Source organism: Pandoraea cepalis (assembly GCF_902459665.1).
Lineage (GTDB): Bacteria > Pseudomonadota > Gammaproteobacteria > Burkholderiales > Burkholderiaceae > Pandoraea > Pandoraea cepalis.
In genome coordinates this window covers 1-20475 of record NZ_CABPSL010000023.1, presented here as the reverse complement: position 1 = coordinate 20475, position 20475 = coordinate 1, and the positions used below count along the sequence as shown (strand labels likewise).

16 protein-coding genes and 2 pseudogenes are annotated in these 20475 nt (G+C 62.3%); 2 read left to right on the top strand and 16 right to left on the bottom strand.

The window, feature by feature from the left end; all coding sequences use genetic code 11:
• Positions 1 to 30: 30 nt before the first annotated feature.
• The 8 genes from sctE to PCE31106_RS21340 all read right to left on the bottom strand — a co-directional run bounded on the left by sctE (position 31) and on the right by PCE31106_RS21340 (position 10176).
• On the bottom strand, positions 31 to 1563 hold the full coding sequence (sctE, locus tag PCE31106_RS21375) for a type III secretion system translocon subunit SseC family protein (protein WP_150564591.1): 1533 nt from the start codon (positions 1561 to 1563) through the stop codon (positions 31 to 33).
• Positions 1560 to 2075: a tetratricopeptide repeat protein gene (locus PCE31106_RS21370; protein ID WP_150564590.1), complete on the bottom strand. Its 516-nt coding sequence runs from the start codon at positions 2073 to 2075 to the stop codon at positions 1560 to 1562. Before PCE31106_RS21370 ends, sctE begins: the two co-directional genes overlap by 4 nt.
• Entirely contained in the window at positions 2072 to 2698 is a 627-nt protein-coding gene (locus PCE31106_RS21365) for a hypothetical protein (RefSeq protein WP_150564589.1), read from the bottom strand. The genes PCE31106_RS21370 and PCE31106_RS21365 overlap by 4 nt, the downstream gene beginning before the upstream one ends.
• 103 nt (positions 2699 to 2801) lie before the next feature.
• Positions 2802 to 3332 carry a hypothetical protein gene (locus tag PCE31106_RS21360; RefSeq protein WP_150564588.1) on the bottom strand — a complete coding sequence of 177 codons (531 nt, stop codon included), beginning with the start codon at positions 3330 to 3332 and terminating at the stop codon, positions 2802 to 2804.
• A gap of 13 nt (positions 3333 to 3345) precedes the next feature.
• The gene (locus PCE31106_RS21355) at positions 3346 to 3747 is read right to left on the bottom strand and encodes a hypothetical protein (protein WP_150564587.1); all 402 of its coding nucleotides are present in this window, start codon (positions 3745 to 3747) and stop codon (positions 3346 to 3348) included.
• A 156-nt stretch (positions 3748 to 3903) separates the two neighbouring features.
• Positions 3904 to 7575, bottom strand: coding sequence for a hydantoinase B/oxoprolinase family protein (locus tag PCE31106_RS21350; RefSeq protein ID WP_150564586.1), 3672 nt, complete (start codon positions 7573 to 7575; stop codon positions 3904 to 3906).
• A gap of 230 nt (positions 7576 to 7805) precedes the next feature.
• Positions 7806 to 9137, bottom strand: coding sequence for an MFS transporter (locus PCE31106_RS21345; protein ID WP_150564585.1), 1332 nt, complete (start codon positions 9135 to 9137; stop codon positions 7806 to 7808).
• Between the two features lie 265 nt (positions 9138 to 9402).
• Complete coding sequence (locus PCE31106_RS21340; protein WP_150564618.1) at positions 9403 to 10176, bottom strand: putative hydro-lyase; 774 nt, start codon at positions 10174 to 10176, stop codon at positions 9403 to 9405.
• Between the two features lie 252 nt (positions 10177 to 10428).
• Between PCE31106_RS21340 and PCE31106_RS21335 the strand changes: the two genes are divergently transcribed.
• Positions 10429 to 11361, top strand: a complete 933-nt coding sequence (locus PCE31106_RS21335) for a LysR family transcriptional regulator (RefSeq protein WP_017233545.1) — start codon at positions 10429 to 10431, stop codon at positions 11359 to 11361.
• Between the two features lie 27 nt (positions 11362 to 11388).
• On the opposite strand, the gene PCE31106_RS21330 is transcribed toward PCE31106_RS21335, so the two are convergent.
• The 5 genes and pseudogenes from PCE31106_RS21330 to PCE31106_RS21310 form a co-directional block, all read right to left on the bottom strand.
• Positions 11389 to 11745: a cytochrome C oxidase subunit IV family protein gene (locus PCE31106_RS21330; RefSeq protein ID WP_150564584.1), complete on the bottom strand. Its 357-nt coding sequence runs from the start codon at positions 11743 to 11745 to the stop codon at positions 11389 to 11391.
• 8 nt (positions 11746 to 11753) lie between these two features.
• Entirely contained in the window at positions 11754 to 12446 is a 693-nt protein-coding gene (locus tag PCE31106_RS21325; protein WP_150564583.1) for a heme-copper oxidase subunit III family protein, read from the bottom strand.
• Between the two features lie 19 nt (positions 12447 to 12465).
• A complete protein-coding gene (locus PCE31106_RS21320) occupies positions 12466 to 13101 on the bottom strand; it encodes a cytochrome c oxidase subunit 3 (RefSeq protein WP_150564582.1) in 636 nt (211 codons plus the stop codon).
• Complete coding sequence (gene ctaD / locus PCE31106_RS21315; protein ID WP_150564581.1) at positions 13098 to 14963, bottom strand: cytochrome c oxidase subunit I; 1866 nt, start codon at positions 14961 to 14963, stop codon at positions 13098 to 13100. The genes PCE31106_RS21320 and ctaD overlap by 4 nt, the downstream gene beginning before the upstream one ends.
• 631 nt (positions 14964 to 15594) lie before the next feature.
• Positions 15595 to 16716: pseudogene (locus PCE31106_RS21310) on the bottom strand (cytochrome c oxidase subunit II); the annotation flags it as partial.
• Positions 16717 to 16976: 260 nt separating this feature from the next.
• Here PCE31106_RS21310 and PCE31106_RS21305 point away from each other — a divergent pair.
• On the top strand, positions 16977 to 17999 hold the full coding sequence (locus PCE31106_RS21305) for an IS30 family transposase (protein WP_150564579.1): 1023 nt from the start codon (positions 16977 to 16979) through the stop codon (positions 17997 to 17999).
• Positions 18000 to 18039: 40 nt separating this feature from the next.
• Here the strand turns inward: PCE31106_RS21305 and PCE31106_RS21300 are convergent, their stop codons facing one another.
• From PCE31106_RS21300 to PCE31106_RS21290, 3 genes and pseudogenes are all read right to left on the bottom strand, one after another.
• Positions 18040 to 18882, bottom strand: a complete 843-nt coding sequence (locus PCE31106_RS21300) for a glycosyltransferase family protein (RefSeq protein WP_150564578.1) — start codon at positions 18880 to 18882, stop codon at positions 18040 to 18042.
• Between the two features lie 409 nt (positions 18883 to 19291).
• Positions 19292 to 19870, bottom strand: coding sequence for a D-sedoheptulose-7-phosphate isomerase (locus PCE31106_RS21295; protein WP_254441232.1), 579 nt, complete (start codon positions 19868 to 19870; stop codon positions 19292 to 19294).
• Between the two features lie 9 nt (positions 19871 to 19879).
• Positions 19880 to 20475: pseudogene (locus PCE31106_RS21290) on the bottom strand (hypothetical protein); the annotation flags it as partial.

Sequence of the window (20475 nt, the reverse complement as noted above, 5' to 3'; positions counted from 1 at the left end):
GCAAACCGCGTCCGAAAGATCCGCGCGGGCTCACGCCCGGGACAACGAGGCCGCGATACGAATGCGCATCTCGCCCGTTTTCTGCACTTGCTCGCCCGTGGACACTGCGATGTCGCTCTGCTGACCCACGAGCGTTTCCATCCGCTTGGCGGCACGTTTCTTGTCGTCGCCATTCATTTGCATGAGCATCTGCAGCCACATCATGTCGACGCCGAGATCGCGCGCTTCGAGTTGCAGCTTCGCGCGCTGTGCGCCGACGATCCCCTGCCCAAGGGCGTTGGCGCCGGTGAACGTGCCGCGCAGTGCGCCCGAGAGCGACCATGAGCCACGCGCCACGGCAAAATAGCCCTGAATATTCATGCTCGACGTGAAAGACTTGGTCAGTTCCTTCGATGTCACCGCCTTGCCCTTGGCGACTTGCTTCGCGGCGGTCTTTACGACTTTGTCGAAAGCGCGCGAGGCCATCTGTTCGACCATCTGCTGCGTGAACTGCTCGGCCATGCGATTGAAGCCCGCTTTCGCCAGCCTGCGCGCGCCTTGTGTACCGCTTTGCAGCAGCGACCGGCCCACACGCTTGCCAACCTCGTTGCCGACCACGAAACCGATCTCGGAGACCACACGGGTCTTGATCGCGCCAATCGCGGCCTTGTCCCCCGACTTGACCGCCTGCTCCAGCGCCTCGCCCGCGCCCGCCTTGAACACACGGCTCGCGGCTTTGGTCGTCGCGCGCTTGGCAATGAAGCCCCTGATCGACGTGCCGAAGCCGATGACCATGCCGAGCATCTGGAACGCCAGTTGGGCGTGTCCCCACTTGGTCGCTTCTTTCTCGTGATAGGCCGCGTTCTTGGGGTCGACCAGCGCCATCGTCTTGTGGAACGCCACGCCGAGCCCGGCAATGCCTGCGCCAACATCGGCCACACCGCCCGCGATCATCAGCGGATTCATGCTGAGGACGCCCGTCACGACCTTGACCGCGCCGACCACCACGTCGACCGCCGCGATGAGCCAGTCGAACACCACGCCAAAGATGCCGCCTTTGCGGGCCTTGTTGGCATCCTCGGTCTTCGCGTCCATCTGCTCGCGATACTTCTTGATGTCCTCCTGACGCAGCTTTTCCTGACGCTCGCCCATCAACGTCAGCGCCCGCTGCGTGGACTTGGCGGTGTCACCCAGCGCGTCCATCGCGATCATCGACGCCATCATCGCCAGCGTGGACGGATCGACGTTCTCGAGCGCAGAGAGCGTTGAGGTGTTCGCAGCGTTCGAAGTGCCGTCGGCGCTGGACGCCCCCAGCGCGTTCGCCGCCAGTCCGCTGCCGACGGCAAAGAGGCGATTCAGCAGGCGGGCGAACGCGTCGTCGGCGTCTTGCCAGTCGACGCCGGTCGACGGGTCTGGCGCAAAGTCCTCGGTGCGCAGCCAGTCCAAGCGTTCGCGTCGTTGACGAGCGGCATCCGGCGACTCGATGACGTCGTTCGCAACGGCGACGGCAGCTGCGGGCGCGTTGCCGACGTTGCCGGTCCAGGCAGGCGCGTACGCGGCTCGTGGGGAATAAATGGCGGTCATGTTGATTTAGGATCCGAAGTGGCATTCAGCGCGTCGCGCCGCGCCCGTGCTGAGCGGGCGAGCTTGTCGTGCTGAGGCAGTTGTCCGCAGATGCGCAGCGTTGCGTCAAACGATTTGCGAGCGAATTCCCGGTTGCCTGCGTGCTCGTAGCTCATCCCGGCGAGATACGGCGGGCGCGGGTCCGACGCGTGAATCAGGCCGGCTTTCGCGAAGCACGGCAGCGCCTGTTCGTGCTGCCCGAGTCGCTGGTAGCACAGGCCGAGCCCGAACCAATCGTCAAACGACCATTGGTCGAGCGTGGCGAGTACGAAGTACACCCGTTGCGCCGCCGCGATCTGGCCTTGGGCGAACCGCTGACAGGCATGGGCGCGCACACGCGCGAGGTCCGCCTCGTCCAGATCGGCCAGCATGCGCAGCGCGCCCCCGCTTTCGAAGAATCGCGAAAGGATCGCTGGCGCTCCGTCCGCACCCGGGGCCGGCGGCGCGGTGGCCGGGGACGTTGTCGCCATCATGTGCGCATCGACCCGTTGATCTGGTTGAGCTGCGAGCCCTGAGAACTGTAGATCGTGTTCACCAGCGTGGAGGCGCCGTTGTACTCCTGCAGCTTCTTGTTGATCTTGATCTGGTCAACCGTGCGGCTGTCAGAGGCCTGCTCGGTGAAGCCCTCGGCGGCAGCCTTCAGTGTGCGCAGATCGGACGCGTTGTATTGCGCGTTGCCTCCCGTCGGTGTGGTGTAGCCTGGCTCGCCGACCCGCTTGGTGCGCGACTCCCACTCCATCATGGTCTTCTTCGTCCCGTCGCCGTACACGGTGATCTGGATGTTGTGCTTGTCGAAGAACGCCCGGATGCCGTCACCGACGTTTTTCTTCTTCGACGTGTCCGAGCCGATGTCGTTGATCAGCGATTCGATCAGGTTCCCGACCTCGCGCGCCTCTTGTCCCTCTTTCTGACGTCGCTGCATTTCCTGGATCATGTGCTGCGCCTCGCCGTTGTTCATCTCCATCATCAACATGGCGTATTGCGCGAGCGTTCCGTGAAAATCTAGCGACTTCGTGACACCACCGACATTGATGTCGCGCGTGAGTCCGGTTTGCGAGGGTACGAGGCGGGAAGAGGCGTACTGGATAGGCGTCATGACACTTGATTCCTGAAGTCGGTGAAATCGGGGCGGGCAAACGCGCGTCAATATCGACGCGCAACGGCAGACCTGCGCGGCCCTTTGGATCTTTGGATGCGGGTTAGATGCTGGTCACGATCTTCTTCATGATTTCGCCAAGTTTGGCGATCACCGCGTTGTAGAGCGTGAGGGTGTTGTCGTAGCGGGTAACGAAACGTTTGAGCTGGATCTGCTCGCTAGTGCTTGACGCCCCGTCGGTCAGGGCCAGCGACTGAAGCCGGGATTCCAGCGCCTTCAGAGCAGCCGCATCTAACGGCGTGTCGGCGGCCTGAGTCGACAGCAACTCGTGCCGAATCGCGAAGTCTCGCAGCGCTGGCGGCAACCCTTCGGGAGTCGTGCCCAGGGAAGCCCGCTGCGCCATGTCCCCCGCCACCGTTGCAAAATCGCGGGCATCGCGAGCAACGTTGATGCGCGTTTGCGCCTGCGCCAGCCACGCGTCGGCCATCGATTGCAGGGTAGTCAACTGATCGCTGGCGACGGCGATCGTCGAGAGCAGCGGATTTTGGGAATCGGTGGGCTTGGCGCGAAGCTGGCCAGCGACATCGGTGTACGCGCGCGATGGGGATGGGGTGCCGGAGATTCGATCGATCATGCCGAATCTCGTCTCAGGCGCAGACGCGGCGCACGGCGGGCGCACGCTTCGCGGGAACGGTTGACGCCGCGGCGAGCGGCACGGGCGCATCGGCTCGCATCCGGTCGAGCGTGTGCGCAAGGGCCGCCGTCATGCGACGAATTTCACGTTCGTCACGTTGAAATGCCTCGCTCCGCACGAGTGCCTCAAGACGCTTGAGCTTCTCGCGGGCGTCGGGGGTGCCGGCCGCTTCGAGACGCGCCACTTCGTCGAGCACCGCGTGGTAGTCCTGCATCTGGCGGTGCAACTTGCGCCCGGCCAGCTGCATGTCGGCGCATGCGCGTTCGTACTGAACGAGAAGATCGTCCGCCGCGTCCTGCACTGGAGCGACGGACGCGGGGGGCGTGAGGGTGGGATGTTGCAACGGGTCAGACATGGAAGCGCCTCCGTATGTTGCGGTCAGTCGAAAGACATAACGCATCGTACAAAGACACTCGACGCTCGCCTTTGCAAAGGCAGCATTCCCTTCCGGTATCACGCCGCGCTTCAGTGATTTCCCATTCGCGCGGCGTGTTTATCGCTCACGATTCACTCACGCGACGCCGAACCCGCCCCCTCCCGGCGTCTCGACGACGAAGATGTCGCCCGGCTGCATTTGCGTGCGTCCGATGTGCGCCAGTGTCTCGCGCGTGCCATCCACGCGCTCCACGTAGTTCGCCCCCAGCGCCCCCACCGCCCCGCCTTGCGCCCCGAACGGCGCATGCACGCGGTTGTTGGAGAGAATCGACGCGGTCATCGGGGTAAGGAAGCGAATACGTCGCACGGCCCCGTTACCGCCATGCCAGCGCCCCGCGCCGCCCGACCCGACGCGAATCCGGTGGCTCTCCAGGCGCACCGGATAGCGCCACTCCAGTACTTCGGGATCGGTCAGTCGCGAGTTGGTCATGTGCGTCTGTACCGCGTCGGCGCCATGGAATCCCTCACCCGCACCGCTACCGCCCGCGATGGTCTCGTAGTACTGATACGTCTCGTTGCCGAATGTGAAGTTGTTCATCGTGCCCTGGCTCGACGCCACGCGTCCGAGCGCACCATAGAGCGCGTTGGTGATGGCGGACGACGTCTCCACGTTGCCGGACACCACCGCCGCCGGGTACACAGGATTGAGCATCGAGCCCTGTGGCACGATCACGGTCAGCGGCTTCAGGCAGCCCGCGTTGAGCGGAATGTCGTCGTCGACCAACGTGCGGAAGACGTACAGCACGGCGGCCATGCACACGGCCCGCGGCGCATTGAAGTTGTTCGGCAACTGCGCCGACGTTCCGGTGAAGTCGATGGTCGCGCCGTGCGTGGCGTGATCGACGCGAATTGCCACCTCGATCACCGCACCGTTATCCAGCGCGTAGCGATAGTGCCCGTCGGCCAACGCGCCGATCACACGGCGCACAGCGGCTTCGGCGTTGTCCTGCACGTGCCCCATATAGGCGAGCACCACGTCGCGCCCGAACTCGCTCACCATGCGACGCAGTTCATCGACCCCCTTCTGGTTCGCCGCGACCTGCGCCCGCAGATCGGCCATGTTCTGGTCGATGTTGCGTGCCGGGTAGCGCGCACCGGCCAACAGCCCGCGCGTCTCGCGATCGCGCAGTTCGCCCGCCGCGACCAGTTGCCAGTTATCGATGAGCACCCCCTCCTCCTCGACGTGCGTCGAATCCGGCGGCATCGATCCCGGCGTGATCCCGCCGATATCCGCGTGATGGCCGCGCGAGCCGACGTAGAAGAGCGGCTCGGCGTTCGCGGCACCGTCCGCGCCCACGAACACCGGCGTGATGACCGTGACGTCCGGCAAATGCGTACCCCCGTGATACGGGTCGTTGAGCATGAAGACATCGCCGTCGCGCATCTTGCCGCGATTGCGCTCGATCACCGTCTTGATGCTCTCGCCCATCGAGCCCAGATGCACCGGCATATGCGGCGCGTTGGCGATGAGGTTGCCGTCACGGTCGAACAGTGCGCACGAGAAATCCAGACGCTCCTTGATGTTCACCGAATACGCCGTGTTCTGCAGGCGCAGCCCCATCTGTTCGGCAATCGACATGAAGAGATTGTTGAAGATCTCCAGACGCACCGGATCGGCTTGCGTGTCCCGGTCAGCGGCATCGCGTTGCGTGGCGCGCGGCACCACGCGCGCCAGCACGAGGTTGCCCTGCGCGCTCATCTGCGCCTGCCAGCCGGGCTCGATTACCGTCGTGCCGCTCTTCTCGGCAACGATGGCGGGCCCATCGATGGTGTCACCCGCGAGCAGCGTATCGCGGGCAAACAGCGCCGCCTCGTGCCAAGCGCCACCGGCGTAGAGCTTCACGCCATCGACCGCCTGCGGTGCGCCCGACGTGCGGGCATCGAGCGAAGCGATGTCGACGGGGGCGTCCGAGCGGCCGATGGCTTCGACCGACGCCACCTCGACGATCAGCGCCGCGCCGTCCATCAGGAACGAATAGCGCTGACGATAGGCGGCTTCGAAGGCCGCGCGCATTTGTGCGACGTTACCGAACGGCACCGCCAGCGCCGAATCGGTGCCCGCGTAACGCACATGAACCCGACGCACCGTGTCGATGCGCGACGGCGGCACGCCCTGCGAGAGCAGGACATTCACTGCGTCGTCGGCGAGCCCGTCAAGCGCGTCTTCCAGCGCCGCCAGACCGTCGTCTGATAGCGGCGCTTCGATCATGCGCTCACGCATCGCCGTCTGATCCGCGAGGCCCATGCCATAGGCCGAGAGCACCCCGGCGAGCGGATGCGCGAAGACCTTCGTCATGCCGAGCGCATCGGCAACGCCGCAGGCGTGCTGACCGCCCGCCCCGCCGAACGTCGTCAGCACGTAGCGGCTCACGTCGTGACCGCGCTGCACCGAGATCTTCTTGATGGCGTTGGCCATGCTGCCGATCGCGATTTCGAGGAAGCCTTCGGCGAGCGCTTCGGGCGTCTGACGGCGGCCGGTCGCCTGCTCGATCTCCGCGGCCATTGCGGTGAACTTCGCCACCACGACATCGCGGTCGAGCGGCTCGTTGGCGTGCGGGCCGAACACCTTCGGGAAATGCGCGGGCTGAATCTTGCCGAGCATGACGTTGCAGTCGGTGACCGTGAGCGGGCCGCCGCGTCGATACGCCGCCGGGCCCGGATTGGCGCCGGCCGAATCCGGCCCCACGCGCAGACGCGTGCCGTCGAACGACAACACCGACCCGCCACCCGCGGCCACCGTGTGGATGCTCATCATCGGCGCGCGCATGCGCACCCCGGCGACTTGCGTTTCGAACACACGCTCGAACTCGCCGTGGTAATGCGAGACGTCGGTCGACGTGCCGCCCATGTCGAAACCGATCACCCGCTCGAAGCCGGCCGCGCTCGACGCGCGCACCATCCCGACGATGCCGCCAGCCGGGCCGGACAGAATGGCGTCCTTGCCCTGGAAGTTGTCGGCACGGGTGAGGCCGCCGCTACTCTGCATGAACTGCAGATTGACGCCCGGCATTTCCTGCGCGACTTGCTCGACGTAGCGTCGCAGGATCGGCGACAGATACGCGTCGACGACGGTCGTGTCGCCGCGCGAGACGAGCTTCATGAGCGGCGAGACTTCGTGCGAGACGGACACTTGCGAGAAGCCCAGCTCGCGCGCCATCGTCGCCAGCGCCTTTTCGTGGGCCTGATAACGATAGCCATGCATCAGCACGATGGCGAGTGCGCGGATCCCCTTGGCGTAGACCGCTTCCAGTGCGCGGCGCGGCGCCTCGGCATCGAGTACGCGCACGACTTCACCATGCGCACCGACACGTTCGTCGATCTCGACGACCTCCGCATACAGCGCCTCCGGCAATGCGATATCGAGATCGAACAGGCGCGGGCGGTTCTGATAGGCGATGCGCAGCGCGTCGCGAAACCCTTGCGTCGTCACGAGCGCGAGCGGCTCGCCCTTGCGTTCGAGCAGCGCGTTGGTGGCCACGGTGGTTCCCATTTTCACCATCTCGACCCGCTCGGGCGTGATCGGCTCGCCCGGCGCGAGGTCCAGCAGGTGACGAATGCCGGCCACGGCGGCGTCGCGATATTGCTCGGGGTTCTCGGAGAGCAGCTTGTGCGTGACGAGCGTGCCGTCCGGGCGGCGCGCCACGATGTCGGTGAAGGTGCCGCCTCGGTCGATCCAGAACTGCCAGCGTGAAGCGGTCTGGTGCGCAGGGGCGCGGTTTTGGGCGGAGGGCGTGAGGGCGTTCGTCATGGGGTCACTCGCAAAGCAATGGTCAAACGTGAATCGACAGGGCGACGGTGCGGGGGCACCGCCGTCATGCTGTGTTGGCGCAGGGCGCGCGTGTCCCGGCGTGTGACGCGGCCGATGTCGTCCGCCGCGCCACACACTCGCAAATCTCGCTACCGGGAGAATTAAAGAGAAGTCATCGGACGCGGCAGCGACGGCTGCCGCGGTATTTCATTGGCACAGGGTGTCGCGTGTCACTGCGTGTGCGCCTCGAGCGAATCGAGATCACGGCCACGCGTCTCGGGCAGCGTGAGCGCCGCGAGAATCAGCACGCCGTAGGCCACGCCGGCGAAGATCCCGATGGTCGTGCCCAGGCCGTATTGCTTCGAGAGCATGCCGATCAGGAACGGGAACAGGGCGCCCACGGCACGGCCGACGTTGTAGCAGAAGCCCTGGCCGGAACCGCGCACGCGGGTCGGGAACAACTCGGTCAGGAATGCGCCCATGCCGCTGAAGATGCCCGAGGCGAAGAAACCGAGGGGGAAGCCGAGCCAGAACATGGCGCTATCGGTCAGCGGCAACGACGTGTACGAGAACGCGATCACCATCGAGCCCACGGCGAACAGAATGAAGTTCGGCTTGCGGCCGAGCCGGTCCGTCAGATACGAGCTGACCAGATAGCCGACCCACGAGCCGAAGATGATCATGGCGAGGTAGCCGCCGGTGCCCATCACCGTGAGATGGCGCTCCGTCTTCAGGTACGTGGGCAGCCACGTCGTGATGGCGTAGTAGCCGCCTTGTGCGCCGGTGGTCAACAGGGCGGCGCGAATCGTCGTCGAGAGCAATGCCGGGCTGAAGATGGCCGCCAGGCCGGGCGCGTCGTCCGACGTCTGCTTGGCCTTCTCCTTCTGATAGACCTCCGGCTCCTGCACGTAGCGACGAATGAAAAGCACGAGCAGCGCGGGCAGCAGGCCGATCAGGAACAGTCCGCGCCAGGCCATTTCGGCGGGGAACAGCGAGAACAGCACCGAGTAGAGAATGGCCGTCAGGCCCCAGCCGATGGCCCAGCCGGACTGCACGAGCCCCACGGCCTTGCCACGGTCGCGGGCGCGCATCACTTCACCGATGAGCACGGCGCCGGCCGTCCATTCGCCGCCGAAACCGAAGCCCATGAGCGCACGCGCGGCGAGCAGTTGATGGTAGTTCTGCGCGAGTCCGCACAGCCCGGTGAAGACGGCGAACCACAGCACGGTGAGCTGCAGTGTGCGCACACGACCGATGCGATCCGACAGAATGCCGGCCGCCCAGCCGCCAAGCGCCGAGGCGAGCAGCGTGAGCGTGCCGATGAAGCCCGCGTCGGCAAGGCTGATGCCCCACGTCGCGACCAGCGTCGGAATGACGAAGCTCAGCATCTGGGTGTCCATGCCGTCGAGCATGTAACCGACCTTGCAGCTCCAGAAGGCACGCTTTTGGCGCGGGGTGGCGTCGCCGTACCAGCCGAACAGGCTGCCGCCTTTGTCAGACGTATCCAACGTGCCGGCGGAGACTGCCGCCGCCGGGGGCGCGAGAGGGGTTTTGCTTTCCATGAGAAAAAAGGCTCCGGTGATGTCGTGACTTGCCGTGTGATGTGCCCTCGGGCCGCGCTCTCCGATGGGCGTGTGCGGTCACCGGCAGGCGATCGTTCCCCTGCCGCCTCCCGTCATGGCGCGGTGTTTCTGTCGTGCTTGGTGCTCGGGTAAAGCTTCAGTGATGCGTGCTGCTTGCGTGAAATTTGCGGGGTGCTTCAGGTCATGCGTCGCTGGCCGGTATTGCCGTGATGCCCGGGTGCCGTGCAATGCACGTCGCGCGCGATCAGAAAACGGCGAGCGACGCGTTCGGGATATCCGTCATCAGCATGTAGCCCGGCCGGTGCGCGATGGCGACTGGCAGCCTGGCCTCCATGATTGCGGTCTGCGGCGTCACGCCACAGGCCCAGTAGACAGGCAGCTCGCCGTCGCGAATGGTGACGGCGTCGCCAAACTCCGGCTTATTCAAATCCGCGATGCCGAGCGCCGCCGGGTCACCGATATGGATCGGCGCGCCGTGCACGCCGGGGAACCGGCTCGTGATCTGCACAGCGCGAATGGCGTCGGCCCCCTTCATCGGGCGCATCGACACGACCAGCTCGCCACCGAACTTTCCGGCGCGCTGATTGGCGATATTGGTTCGATACATCGGCACGTTGCGTCCCTCTTCCACGTGACGCAACCCAATGCCCGCCTGCGCCAGCATGCCCTCAAAGGAGAACGAGCAGCCGATGGCGAAGACGACGAAGTCGTCCTGCCAGACTTCGGCCAGGTGATCGACCTGTTCGGCGAGCTTGCCGTCGCGGTAGACGTTGTAACCCGGCACGTCGGTGCGGATATCCACCTCGCGACCCAGCGCCGGCACGTGCCATTGCCCTGGCTCGCCCACGCCCAGCAGCGGGCACGCCTTCGGATTACTTTGGCAGAAGCGCAGGAAGTCGTGTGCGTGAGCGTCCGGCAGAATCGCGAGGTTGGCTTGCGCGAAGTCGCCGCAGTACCCGGCGGTCGGCTTGCGGAACTGACCGCTGCGCACGGCCTGACGGAAGGCGAAGGGCGTGATGGCGTCGCGTTGCGAGGCGAGGTCGTCGAGCACGGCGGGATGGTTCATGACAGCTCCAGCATTGAGGGGGATGCATCGGTGGCATCGGATGGCTGAAGCATAGAAAGAAAAAAAAGTTGTCGCTAACGAGTTTTTCTACGCGCTGCCGTATAGAATTTCTTAACAACGTCACGGGTTTTCCCGAGGTTCGTTGTTTTTTTCTTCTCCGATCCGAGGTCAAATTTTGGGCACGCTCCCGACCCGCCGAGTCCCATGAACACGCGATTTCTCGAAACGTTCGTCACGCTGGCCAAGCTGCGCAACTTCCGTGCGACGGCCGCGGCACTGCACGCCACGCCGGCGGCGATCTCACAGCGGCTCAAGGCGCTCGAGGAGGAGCTGAAAACCGTGCTGGTCGATCGCGACAGTCGCGAATTTCGTCTCACACCCAACGGCGAATACCTGCTGGGCTATGCCAAGGCGGTGGTGGAGGCGGCGCGCCGTCTGCAGACGGCGGCATCGGGCGAAAGCACCTTGCGCGGACGGTTGCGTCTCGGCGTGATCGAGACCGTCGTGCATAGCTGGCTGCCGCACTATCTGCGACGCCTGGCGGCCGACTATCCCTCGCTGGAAGTCGAGTTGACGGTGGACGTCTCGGTGCAGTTGCAGCGCCGCCTGATCGCGGACGAGCTCGATCTCATCATCCGCGTGGAGGGCAGCGACGACAGCAGCGTGGTGTGCGATGCGCTCGCCAACTATCCGGTGCACTGGATCGCGCGCACGGGCATGTTTCCGAACACGCGCAGCGGGCTCGCGAAGCAGGTGCTGCAGCATCCGATCCTGACCTACGGGCGCGGCACGGCGCCGCACCGGGCGCTGGAGGACATCGTGGCGAAACTGGCGGGCGTGCACGGCGTGCCGCTCTCGGAGACGCGCATCACCGGGTCGCCGTCGATTGCCGTGATCGTGCAGCTGGTGAGAGACGGGTTTGGTGTCGCGGCGATTCCGCGTCTGTTTGTCGACGATCTGATTGCGAGCGGTGAAGTCGCGGAGCTGCCGTTGCAGCCGGCGCCGCCGTCCATCGTGGTGTCGATGTCGCGACGCGCCGACGCGCCGCTCTTCGTGCATGGGGCGGCCACGGCCGCGCGCACGGCGTGCTCGGAATACTGCCGCAAGAGCGACCGGCGGCTGGTGGAATTGTTGTGAGGCGTCGCGGCGGGCGCTCGGTGCGATCTACCGAAAATGCGCCAGCCGCGTGAGGAACGTGTAGTCGGCTTCCGCGGCCATGAGGGCCATCAGCACAAGCAACGCGAGCGGCGGAATCAGGATCGCGTAGACGAGTGCGAGCCGCTCCCAGCGCATGTGCATGAACACCGCCACGATCAGGCCGGCCTTGGCCACCATCAGCGCGAGAATCAGCCCCCATCGCAAATAGCCCTGCAGATCGGCGTAGTCGACGAGATACGACAGCGTCGAGAGCACGAACAACAGCCCCCACACCTTGAGATAGAGGCTGACCGAATGCTGCTGGCCCGAGTGTTCGCCGCTGGCGCCAGACGCTTGCGGTGCGGATGTCGCAGAGGATTCCATCGCTCCTCCTACCAGAGATAAAACAGCGCAAAGATGAACACCCAGACGAGATCGACGAAGTGCCAGTAAAGGCCCGCGATCTCGACGAGCTGGTAGTTGCCGCGCCGTTCGAGTGTGCCGTTGAGCACCTTGCGCATCACCGTGAGCAGATAGATGACGCCCGCACTCACGTGCAGCCCGTGAAAGCCCGTGATCATGAAGAAGCACGCACCGAACTGCGCTGCGCCCATCGCATTGCCCCAGGGCCGGATGCCTTCGTGCACGATCAGGTTGGTCCACTCGAATGCTTGCATGCCGACGAACGCCATGCCGAAATAGGCCGTGGCGAGAATGCAGGCGGCCGTCTTGTCGCGATCGCGCCGGTAGGCGTAGTTCACCGCCATCGCCATGGTGCCGCTGCTGGTGATGAGCGTGAACGTCATGATGGCGATGAGCAGCAGCGGCACCGGATGGCCGTTCACATTGAGCGCGAATATCTCCGCCGGATTTGGCCAGGGGGCGGTCGTCGAGATGCGCACCGTCATGTAGCCGATGAGGAAGCTGCTGAACACGAACGTGTCCGAGAGCAGGAAGATCCACATCATCGCCTTGCCCCATGGCACGTGGAACGCGGCGCGATCTCCCGACCAATCGGTGACGACGCCGCGCCAGCCGGCGGGTAATTCGGTCGACGAGGACGATGCAGACGAAGGCGTATTCACGATGTCGCTCCTCGGCGCGTTACGAACCGACGGCGGCAGTGCCGCACAGTCGCTGCGCGATCTCCGGCGTGAGATTGACGATGGCCGCGAACAGCACGATCCAGAGCACGAAAAGGAAGTGCCAGTACTGCGCGGTCAACGACAGGCGTCGTGCACGCGCGGCATGGGCGAGCCGACGCGACGCGAGACACGCCCACGCCACCCCGCCCCCGAGCAGATGCAGCGCGTGCAACCCGGTGAGCAGGTAGAAGAAGCTGTTGGCGGGATTGCCGGCCACACCGAAGTGACGCAGCGTCAGGTCGTGCCACACCCAAAGCTGCCCGATGACGAACGCGAGCGCGAACCCGCCCGCCAGCGCCCAGTCCCGACGTGAGCGTCGCAACTCTCCGCGTCGAGCTTGCCAGACCGACGACTGCATCACGAGGCATGCGGCGGCCAGCATCCCCGTGTTGATCCACAGTGTGTTGATCGACGGTAGCGGACGCCAGTCGCCGAGACTCATGCGCATCACATACGCCACGAGCATCAGCGCGAACAGCATGCCGATCACACCCATGAGCCACCAGAGCGCGACCTGCGACGCCGCGCGACGCTGCGGCTGAGCGATGGGCACGCCCCCCGATGGCGGGGACGGCCATGACGGAGCGGGCTTCATGGTGCGGCTCCCTTGGGTGACTTGGGTGACTTGGGTGACTTGGGCGTCTTGCGCGGTGGCGGCGGCGGCGTGTCGCGACGGTGCAGCGCCGCCGAGTCGCCCTGTACGAGCGTGGCGGGGCGTCGTGGATCTGGGGCGAGGTTCTGCGGCACGACGTCGTCGATGTCGCCCGGCACGCTGTATTCATAAGGCCAGCGATAGACCACGGGCGCAATCGGCCCCCAGTTACCATGCACAGGGGGCACGTCCGGCGTTTGCCATTCGAGCGACGCCGCACGCCACGGATTCGCGCCGGCCGGCTTGCCGTGCCGCACGCTCCAGGCGAGGTTGAACAGGAACAGCAATTGCCCGGCGGCCACGATGAACGCCGCTATCGAGATATAGGCATTCATCGTGTGTGCCGACTCGGGGATGAAACTGTAGCCCTTGAACTCGTAGTAGCGGCGCGGCATGCCGAGAATGCCGAGGTAGTGCATCGGAAAGAAGATCGCGTAGGTGCCGAGGAACGTGATCCAGAAATGCCATTGGCCGAGGCGGTCGTTCATCCGTCTGCCGGTGATGAGCGGATACCAGTGGTAGATGCCGCCGAAGATCACCAGCAGCGGCGACACGCCCATCACCATGTGGAAGTGCGCGACCACGAAGTAGGTATTCGACAGCGGCATGTCGACGCTGACGTTGCCGAGGAAGAGTCCGGTGAGGCCGCCGATCACGAAGGTGCTGATGAAGCCGATGGCGAACAGCATCGGCACGGTCAGATGGATGTCACCGCGCCACAGCGTGAGCACCCAGTTGTAGACCTTGATCGCGGTAGGGATGGCGATGATGAGGGTGGTCGTGGCGAAGAAGAATCCGAAGTACGGATTCATGCCGCTGATGAACATGTGGTGCGCCCAGACGACGACGGAAAGCCCGCCGATGGCGAGGATCGCCCAGACCATCATGCGGTAGCCGAAGATGTTCTTGCGTGCGTGCACACTGATGAGATCGGAGACGATGCCGAAGGCGGGCAGCGCAACGATGTACACCTCGGGGTGACCGAAGAACCAGAACAGGTGCTGGAACAGCAGCGGGCTGCCGCCGCGATAGTCGAGTGGTTGGCCCATCGACACGATAGCCGGCATGAAGAAGCTCGTGTGCAGGGTCTTGTCGAGCAGCATCATGACGGCGGAGACGAACAGCGCCGGGAACGCCAGCAACGCGAGCACCGTGGCCATCACGATGCCCCAGACCGTGAGCGGCATGCGCAGCAATGTCATGCCTTCGGCGCGGGCTTGCAGCACGGTGGTGACGTAATTGAGGCCGCCCATCGTGGCGGCCACGATGAAGATCGCCAACGAGACGAGCATCAGCACGATGCCCCACTCGGTGCCCGGCGTGCCGGGGAGAATCGCTTGCGGGGGGTAGAGCGTCCAGCCCGCGCCGGTCGGGCCTCCGGGCACGAAGAAGCTCACCATCAGCACGATGACGGCGAGCAGGTAGACCCAGTAACTGAGCATGTTCAGGAACGGGAAGACCATGTCGCGCGCCCCGACCATCAGCGGGATGAGGTAGTTACCGAAGCCGCCGAGGAAGAGTGCCGTGAGCAGGTAGATCACCATGATCATGCCGTGCATGGTGACGTACTGGTAGTAGTGGTTGGCGTCGATGAAGGAGAACTTGCCCGGGAACCCCAGTTGCATGCGCATGAGGTTCGAGAGGACGAGCCCGACGAGTCCCACGGCGATGGCCGTGCACGCGTATTGCACCGCAATGACCTTGTGGTCCTGGCTCCAGACGTACTTCGTCCAGAAGCTGTGCGGGGCGCCGTGGTACCCACCGGCGTGGGCTGCACTGTCGGAACTGTCGGAGTCGCCGGTCATGACTTGTCTCCCTGTGGGTTCTGCCGCTGATTTGAGTCGTGTTTTCTCGTGTTGTGTTGTCTTGTGACGTCTCGCGCTATGTCGTTCTGCGTCGTGCTATGTCGCACGGTGCCGCGCTATGTCGAGGTATCTCGTGCTGTCTCGCGTCGTGTTGCCCCCTGCTGTCCCCTGCTGTGCCGTCTTGCGCCGCGGCGCTGACTTTGCGGTGCTTTTTCCGATGTTTCCGTGGTGATGCGTCCGCGAGTATGCGTCTACAAAATCCGAGGCCGCGCTAAGGCGCGGGGCGAATCATCGGCACGCGCGGCTGCGCGGGCCCCGACGGCGGATTGACGGGCTGTGCCGGCGGGATGGCCAGCGGCGGCAACGTCGTGTTCGGGTCGTTCTGCAACGGTAGCCCCGGCGCTTGCCACGACCGGCGTGCCGGCTGAGACGGCGGCTGCGAGCTTGAGCTTGACGGACCGGATGGCGTCAGCGGCGCGTACTGCGCGGGCGGACGCGGTGTAAGCAACGAGTTTTGGGCGAGTTGTACCGCGGGCTGAGCGCGAGCCGATTGGGTCGTCAGGCCCAACGCTACCGGTTGGAGAAGCGCGTGCATGGCAGCGGCGGGCGCAGGCTTTGCCGGCGGTGAAGGGGCGGCCTCCGGGGGGTGCGCGGCACCCAGCGTCCGGATGTACGCGATGAGCGCCTTTAGCTCGTCGTCAGTGAGATCGAGCTTGGGCATGATTGGCGCGAAGCCCTTGGGCACGCGTGCGGTCGGATTGCGGATGAAGGTCGCCAGGTACGCGTCGTCGACGTGCGCCGAACTGCCATCCTGAAACGTCTGCGTCGTGCCGTACAGACCTTTCCAGGTCGGCCCGACGCCGGGCGAGCCGTCGACCGTGTGGCACGCGGCACAGCCCTTCGCCTGCGCCAGCAATTTGCCTTTCGCCGCGAGCGGGTCAGACGTCGCCGCCCCGGCATGTTGCGCTTGCAGTGCAGCAAAGGTGGGGAGTGTGGCCACCCAGGCGTCGTAGGCGGGCTTGCCGTCAACGACAACGACGCCGCGCATGTTGGCATGGCCGACGCCACAAAGCTGTGCACAGAGGATGTCGAAGCGCCCGATTCGCGTGGGAGTGAGCCACATCTGCGTGACCATGCCCGGCACCATGTTCATGCGCGTGCGGAAGGGCGGGACGTAGAAGTCATGAAGGACGTCTTTGGCGCGCAGCAGCAATTTCACTGGCTGGCCGACGAGCAAATGCAGTTCGGGGGCGTCGACGATACGGTTGTCCTGATTCGCGGGATCCTTGGGGTTCAGGCCGAGCGGGTTGTCGGCGGTGACATAGCTCGGATCGGAACTGCCGAGCCGTCCGTCGGGACCCGGCAGGCGGAAACGCCATTGCCACTGCTGTCCGACGACTTCGACGACATGGGCATTAGCGGGGGGATTGATCAGCTTGGCATAGACGAATAGGCCAGGCGCGAGCATAGCGGCTATGCCAATGGTCGTGATACCGATGAGCCAGGCTTCGAGACGCCGGTTATGCGGTTCGTAAGCAGCGCGGTGCCCGTCGCGGTGGCGGTAACGGTAGATCGCCCAGGCAACGAAGAGATTGACCGCGACAAAGGCCACGCCGGTGATGACCAGTGTAATCGTGAGGGTGTCGTCCATCTGGCGCCAGTTAGACGCCAGCGGCGTCTGCCACCACGGGCTCCAGAAATGGAAGGCCAGGGTGGCGGCAACCAGGACGGTTAGGAGGATGGGGAGGGACATGGCTCGCGCAACCGGTCAGTGATTGAGGGTTACCGGCGCCGGGGCAACCGCCATATGGCTCATCATGGCGACCTCCTTGTCCTATTTTCGCCACAGCCGTCATTCTTGACACATGACATTAAGGCTAGCTCGGCTTGCCAAAGTGTCAAGTCAAGTACGCGGGGGTACGGCCAAAATCTTGTACTGGTTAATGCCGCAATTCCGAGACTGCTTAGTCTCCAGTTTCAAGTGCAACACCGCGAATGATGTAGGGTGTTGCGATGAAGAAGAACTACAGGCATTTGAGCGCGGAGGAACGCGCGGTAATCATGATTGAACATACGAAGGACACGAGCGCGATGGCGATTGCGCGGATGCTTGGGCGTGCGACTTCGACGGTGACACGGGAACTCAAGCGCAACTGCGAGACGGCGTCGGCCCACTATGACGCCACGCACGCGGCTTGGGCATACCGGACGCGGCGTGAGCACTGCGTGCGTCGGCGAAAATTGATTTCCGGCAGCCCGCTTTATCAGCATGTACATAACCGGCTGGTCTACTGGCGCTGGTCGCCGCAGCAGATTGCTGCCGGACTTCGTCGGATGTATCCCCACGACCCCGACCAACGCATCAGCCACGAAACGATTTACGCCGCGATCTATGCGCATCCGCGCGGCGGGCTCAAGCAGGCGATGATCGACGCCTTGCGCCAGGAAAAGCCTGCGCGCGGGCGTCGGCGTACGAGCCTTGCTCAGCGCAGTTTCGTGCCCGAGGATTTGCGCATCATGTATCGGCCCGAGCAGATCGAACTGCGGCAGTGGCCTGGGCATTGGGAGGGCGACCTCATCAAAGGTGCTTTTAATCGCTCCTGTGTGGGAACACTGGTGGAGCGTAAGACGCGTTTCGTGGTGCTGTGCCGCATGGGCGGCTGCAAGGCTCAGGATGCGCTGGAGGGCTTCACACGCCAGATGAAGAAGCTGCCGGCGTTTCTGCGTGAGAGCCTGACGTACGATCGAGGCACGGAAATGACCTGTCATGTCGAACTGTCCAACCGATTGAATCTTGATATCTGGTTTGCCGATCCGTACGCGCCCTGGCAGCGCGGCAGCAACGAGAACACCAACGGCTTGCTGCGTCAGTTCTTGCCAAAGGGCATGGATCTCTCAAGCGTCAGCCAGATCCAGTTCAACGACATTACCAAATTGCTCAATGGGCGCCCGCGTCAGACGCTCGGCTGGGACACGCCCGAGGAAGCAGTGGCCAAGGAATTGGGAGCGGCTGGATTGGCTCAACGTTGCACTTGACTCTTGAGACCGCCCCGCCCTCCACCAGCAACCAGAACGTTCATTTCATTGTCTTGTTCACGCTGCTCGAGTAATCAGAGCTAAGCCCACCATTAACCCCAAAGAAAAACCCTGAAAAGAAAAATTTATTTCTTTTTAAAGGTTCATTGAATAAGAAATTTTTCATTGGCACAATAAATAGTCGAATCATCAGCAAAAATACCAGAAAATTCATGACTCCATGTTTTTTTATTAGATATGCGGTATTAATACCCTGCATATGAAGCCTCATCGACGAGGATCGATTTATCGACCCGAATATGGTCTTTTCCGGATCACCTAGCTGATGTCCAATATGAATATCATCAAGTTGGCCTACTTTCCCTCCCGCCTTGAACAAGCGATATGAAAAATCCCAATCGCCGTAATCCATGAATAGCTTCTCATCAAACCAATCAGACAGCAGTTTTTCGACGCGCGCCTTCGACATCAACGACGTTGACGCTTTAGTCAGAACAAGTTCACGCTTAAGAGGCGAAATATAGTTTTTTTTATCGAAAACCGTTACACAAACAGTATCTTCATTATCATCAAAACAACGCTTTGCCCGATTGACGAATTTATCAACATCTTCCTTCGAAATCACGCTATCCTGATCCCATAACCAATAGTAGCTATACCCAGGCTGCTGGGAGATGACCAAGTTATAGGACGCGAGGGTCCCCAAATTTCGCCCCGAATCCAGAACGGAAACGCGATTTCCGCCGGATGGAAGATCGAAATCGATCGGACCACCGTTGTTGACAACAACCACATCGCCAGCACTCATTAAAGCAGAAACCAGCGACGACAAGCGATTATTATCGGGAAAGTATGCGCAAACAACCGATAGTATTTTATCCATTCGAATAATCCTCGGATGGTGAGGTGATCCAACAATCGGTTTTCTTGCCCCCTGATCGTTTGAGAGCGATGGTCCGTGAGGGATCTGACCTCGAATTTTGCTTTGGCTCAGTACCGCACGCCCGGAATAGGCGCGGTAAATTTTGTTATGGATGCTAAGTCAGCTAAGCTTCATATGAAAGTTATCAGATCGAAATCTCTGCATCGATCCGCTGCTCGAAAACTCTGAACCATCATTCAACGCGCAAAGCAGTGAACCGATCATTTATAGCGATTTCATACATACCTGGGCGTCAAACGAAGAGTTGGCTCCCCAAGTCCTTCGCTTGGCGCATCCGCATTTGGAGCCGCGACGCACGGATTCAGCCGCGCGCGCAACTCCGCGAATTTCTGTTCGAGCCCGAACAAACTCACTCTTTGATACTCGAACCACAAAGTGTCTTCATGACCATGTGACCGAACATGAGGTGCACATCTTCACAAAGTTGCATATCGAACGACGGCACATGTACATGGTACTTCGCAAGTGCTTTCACTTTTCCTCCGTCGTATCCAATTACAGCGAGCGTATTAATGCCATTATTGTTGGCATACTCAACTGCCTTGACGATGTTCGGCGAATTTCCGCTACCGCTAATGGCCACCAAAAGGTCACCCTCATCGGCAAGCGCTGCCAGTTGACCACTGAACACATCCTCATAGGATAAATCATTACCGTATGCAGTAATTAGTCCAATGTTGTCGCACAAGGATACGCCGCGAAATTTCTTCCCCGTTGCCAAATTCACCATCTTGTTCCAATCGGTAATGTAATGCGACGCCGTCGAAGCGCTCCCGCCATTACCACAGGTGATAATTTTCTTCCCAGCGTTGAATGTATCTCGAATCACGTCAATTCCGGCTTGGAATTGCGATAAATCCATTTTCCGCACTAGGTTGGCATGTGCATTAAAGTAATTCGAAACCGAAAACTCAATCATCTTGTTCATAAAATACCTTCACTGCGGTTGATAGAAAACAATTTGTGATCCGTTTCGGTCAAAACGAAACTCCACGGGCTCGAGTTCGGCAAGAGAATTTTTGATATCGGCATGCCGTTCTTGCGGCGCAAAAAACATCAAAAAACCACCGTTACCAGCACCAAGCAGCTTCCCCCCCTTGGCACCATTACGCATCGCCCTTTGATACCAATCATCGATTTGTGGATCGGTAATACCGCTCGCCAATTGGGCCTTCAGCCTCCAATTTTCGTCGAGAATTGCGCCGAAGTTATCAAGTCTGCCGGCTTCAAGTTCCGACTTGAGTTCAAAAGCCAGTTGCACCATGCGGCGCATGAGCTTACGGCGATCGGCCTGCCGCATCGCTTCCGATTGGTCTTTCAAAACGGCGGACGCACTGCGCGTTCTCCCTGTAAAAAAAACCAAAGTAGAGTCTTGAATTTCATCGGTCACCGCCTTTTGACAAATCACGGGGTCCACCGATACTGTTTCGTCCCCGTGAAAGCGTATTAGGTTCAATGGAGCGGCCCCACGTATCTGAGGACACAAGGACTCTCTTAAAATAACGGATAGTCTTGTGTCTATCAGTAAGCCTA

What these genes read in the sequence shown, in the direction of transcription:
- PCE31106_RS21360 (WP_150564588.1), bottom strand. Translation starts at nt 3,332, where the DNA reads ATGATCGATCGAATCTCCGGCACCCCATCCCCATCGCGCGCGTACACC.
- PCE31106_RS21335 (WP_017233545.1), top strand. Translation starts at nt 10,429, where the DNA reads ATGAACACGCGATTTCTCGAAACGTTCGTCACGCTGGCCAAGCTGCGC.
- PCE31106_RS21350 (WP_150564586.1), bottom strand. Translation starts at nt 7,575, where the DNA reads ATGACGAACGCCCTCACGCCCTCCGCCCAAAACCGCGCCCCTGCGCAC.
- PCE31106_RS21300 (WP_150564578.1), bottom strand. Translation starts at nt 18,882, where the DNA reads ATGGATAAAATACTATCGGTTGTTTGCGCATACTTTCCCGATAATAAT.
- PCE31106_RS21305 (WP_150564579.1), top strand. Translation starts at nt 16,977, where the DNA reads ATGAAGAAGAACTACAGGCATTTGAGCGCGGAGGAACGCGCGGTAATC.
- PCE31106_RS21295 (WP_254441232.1), bottom strand. Translation starts at nt 19,870, where the DNA reads ATGAACAAGATGATTGAGTTTTCGGTTTCGAATTACTTTAATGCACAT.
- PCE31106_RS21355 (WP_150564587.1), bottom strand. Translation starts at nt 3,747, where the DNA reads ATGTCTGACCCGTTGCAACATCCCACCCTCACGCCCCCCGCGTCCGTC.
- PCE31106_RS21370 (WP_150564590.1), bottom strand. Translation starts at nt 2,075, where the DNA reads ATGATGGCGACAACGTCCCCGGCCACCGCGCCGCCGGCCCCGGGTGCG.
- sctE (WP_150564591.1), bottom strand. Translation starts at nt 1,563, where the DNA reads ATGACCGCCATTTATTCCCCACGAGCCGCGTACGCGCCTGCCTGGACC.
- ctaD (WP_150564581.1), bottom strand. Translation starts at nt 14,963, where the DNA reads ATGACCGGCGACTCCGACAGTTCCGACAGTGCAGCCCACGCCGGTGGG.
- PCE31106_RS21330 (WP_150564584.1), bottom strand. Translation starts at nt 11,745, where the DNA reads ATGGAATCCTCTGCGACATCCGCACCGCAAGCGTCTGGCGCCAGCGGC.
- PCE31106_RS21365 (WP_150564589.1), bottom strand. Translation starts at nt 2,698, where the DNA reads ATGACGCCTATCCAGTACGCCTCTTCCCGCCTCGTACCCTCGCAAACC.
- PCE31106_RS21345 (WP_150564585.1), bottom strand. Translation starts at nt 9,137, where the DNA reads ATGGAAAGCAAAACCCCTCTCGCGCCCCCGGCGGCGGCAGTCTCCGCC.
- PCE31106_RS21320 (WP_150564582.1), bottom strand. Translation starts at nt 13,101, where the DNA reads ATGAAGCCCGCTCCGTCATGGCCGTCCCCGCCATCGGGGGGCGTGCCC.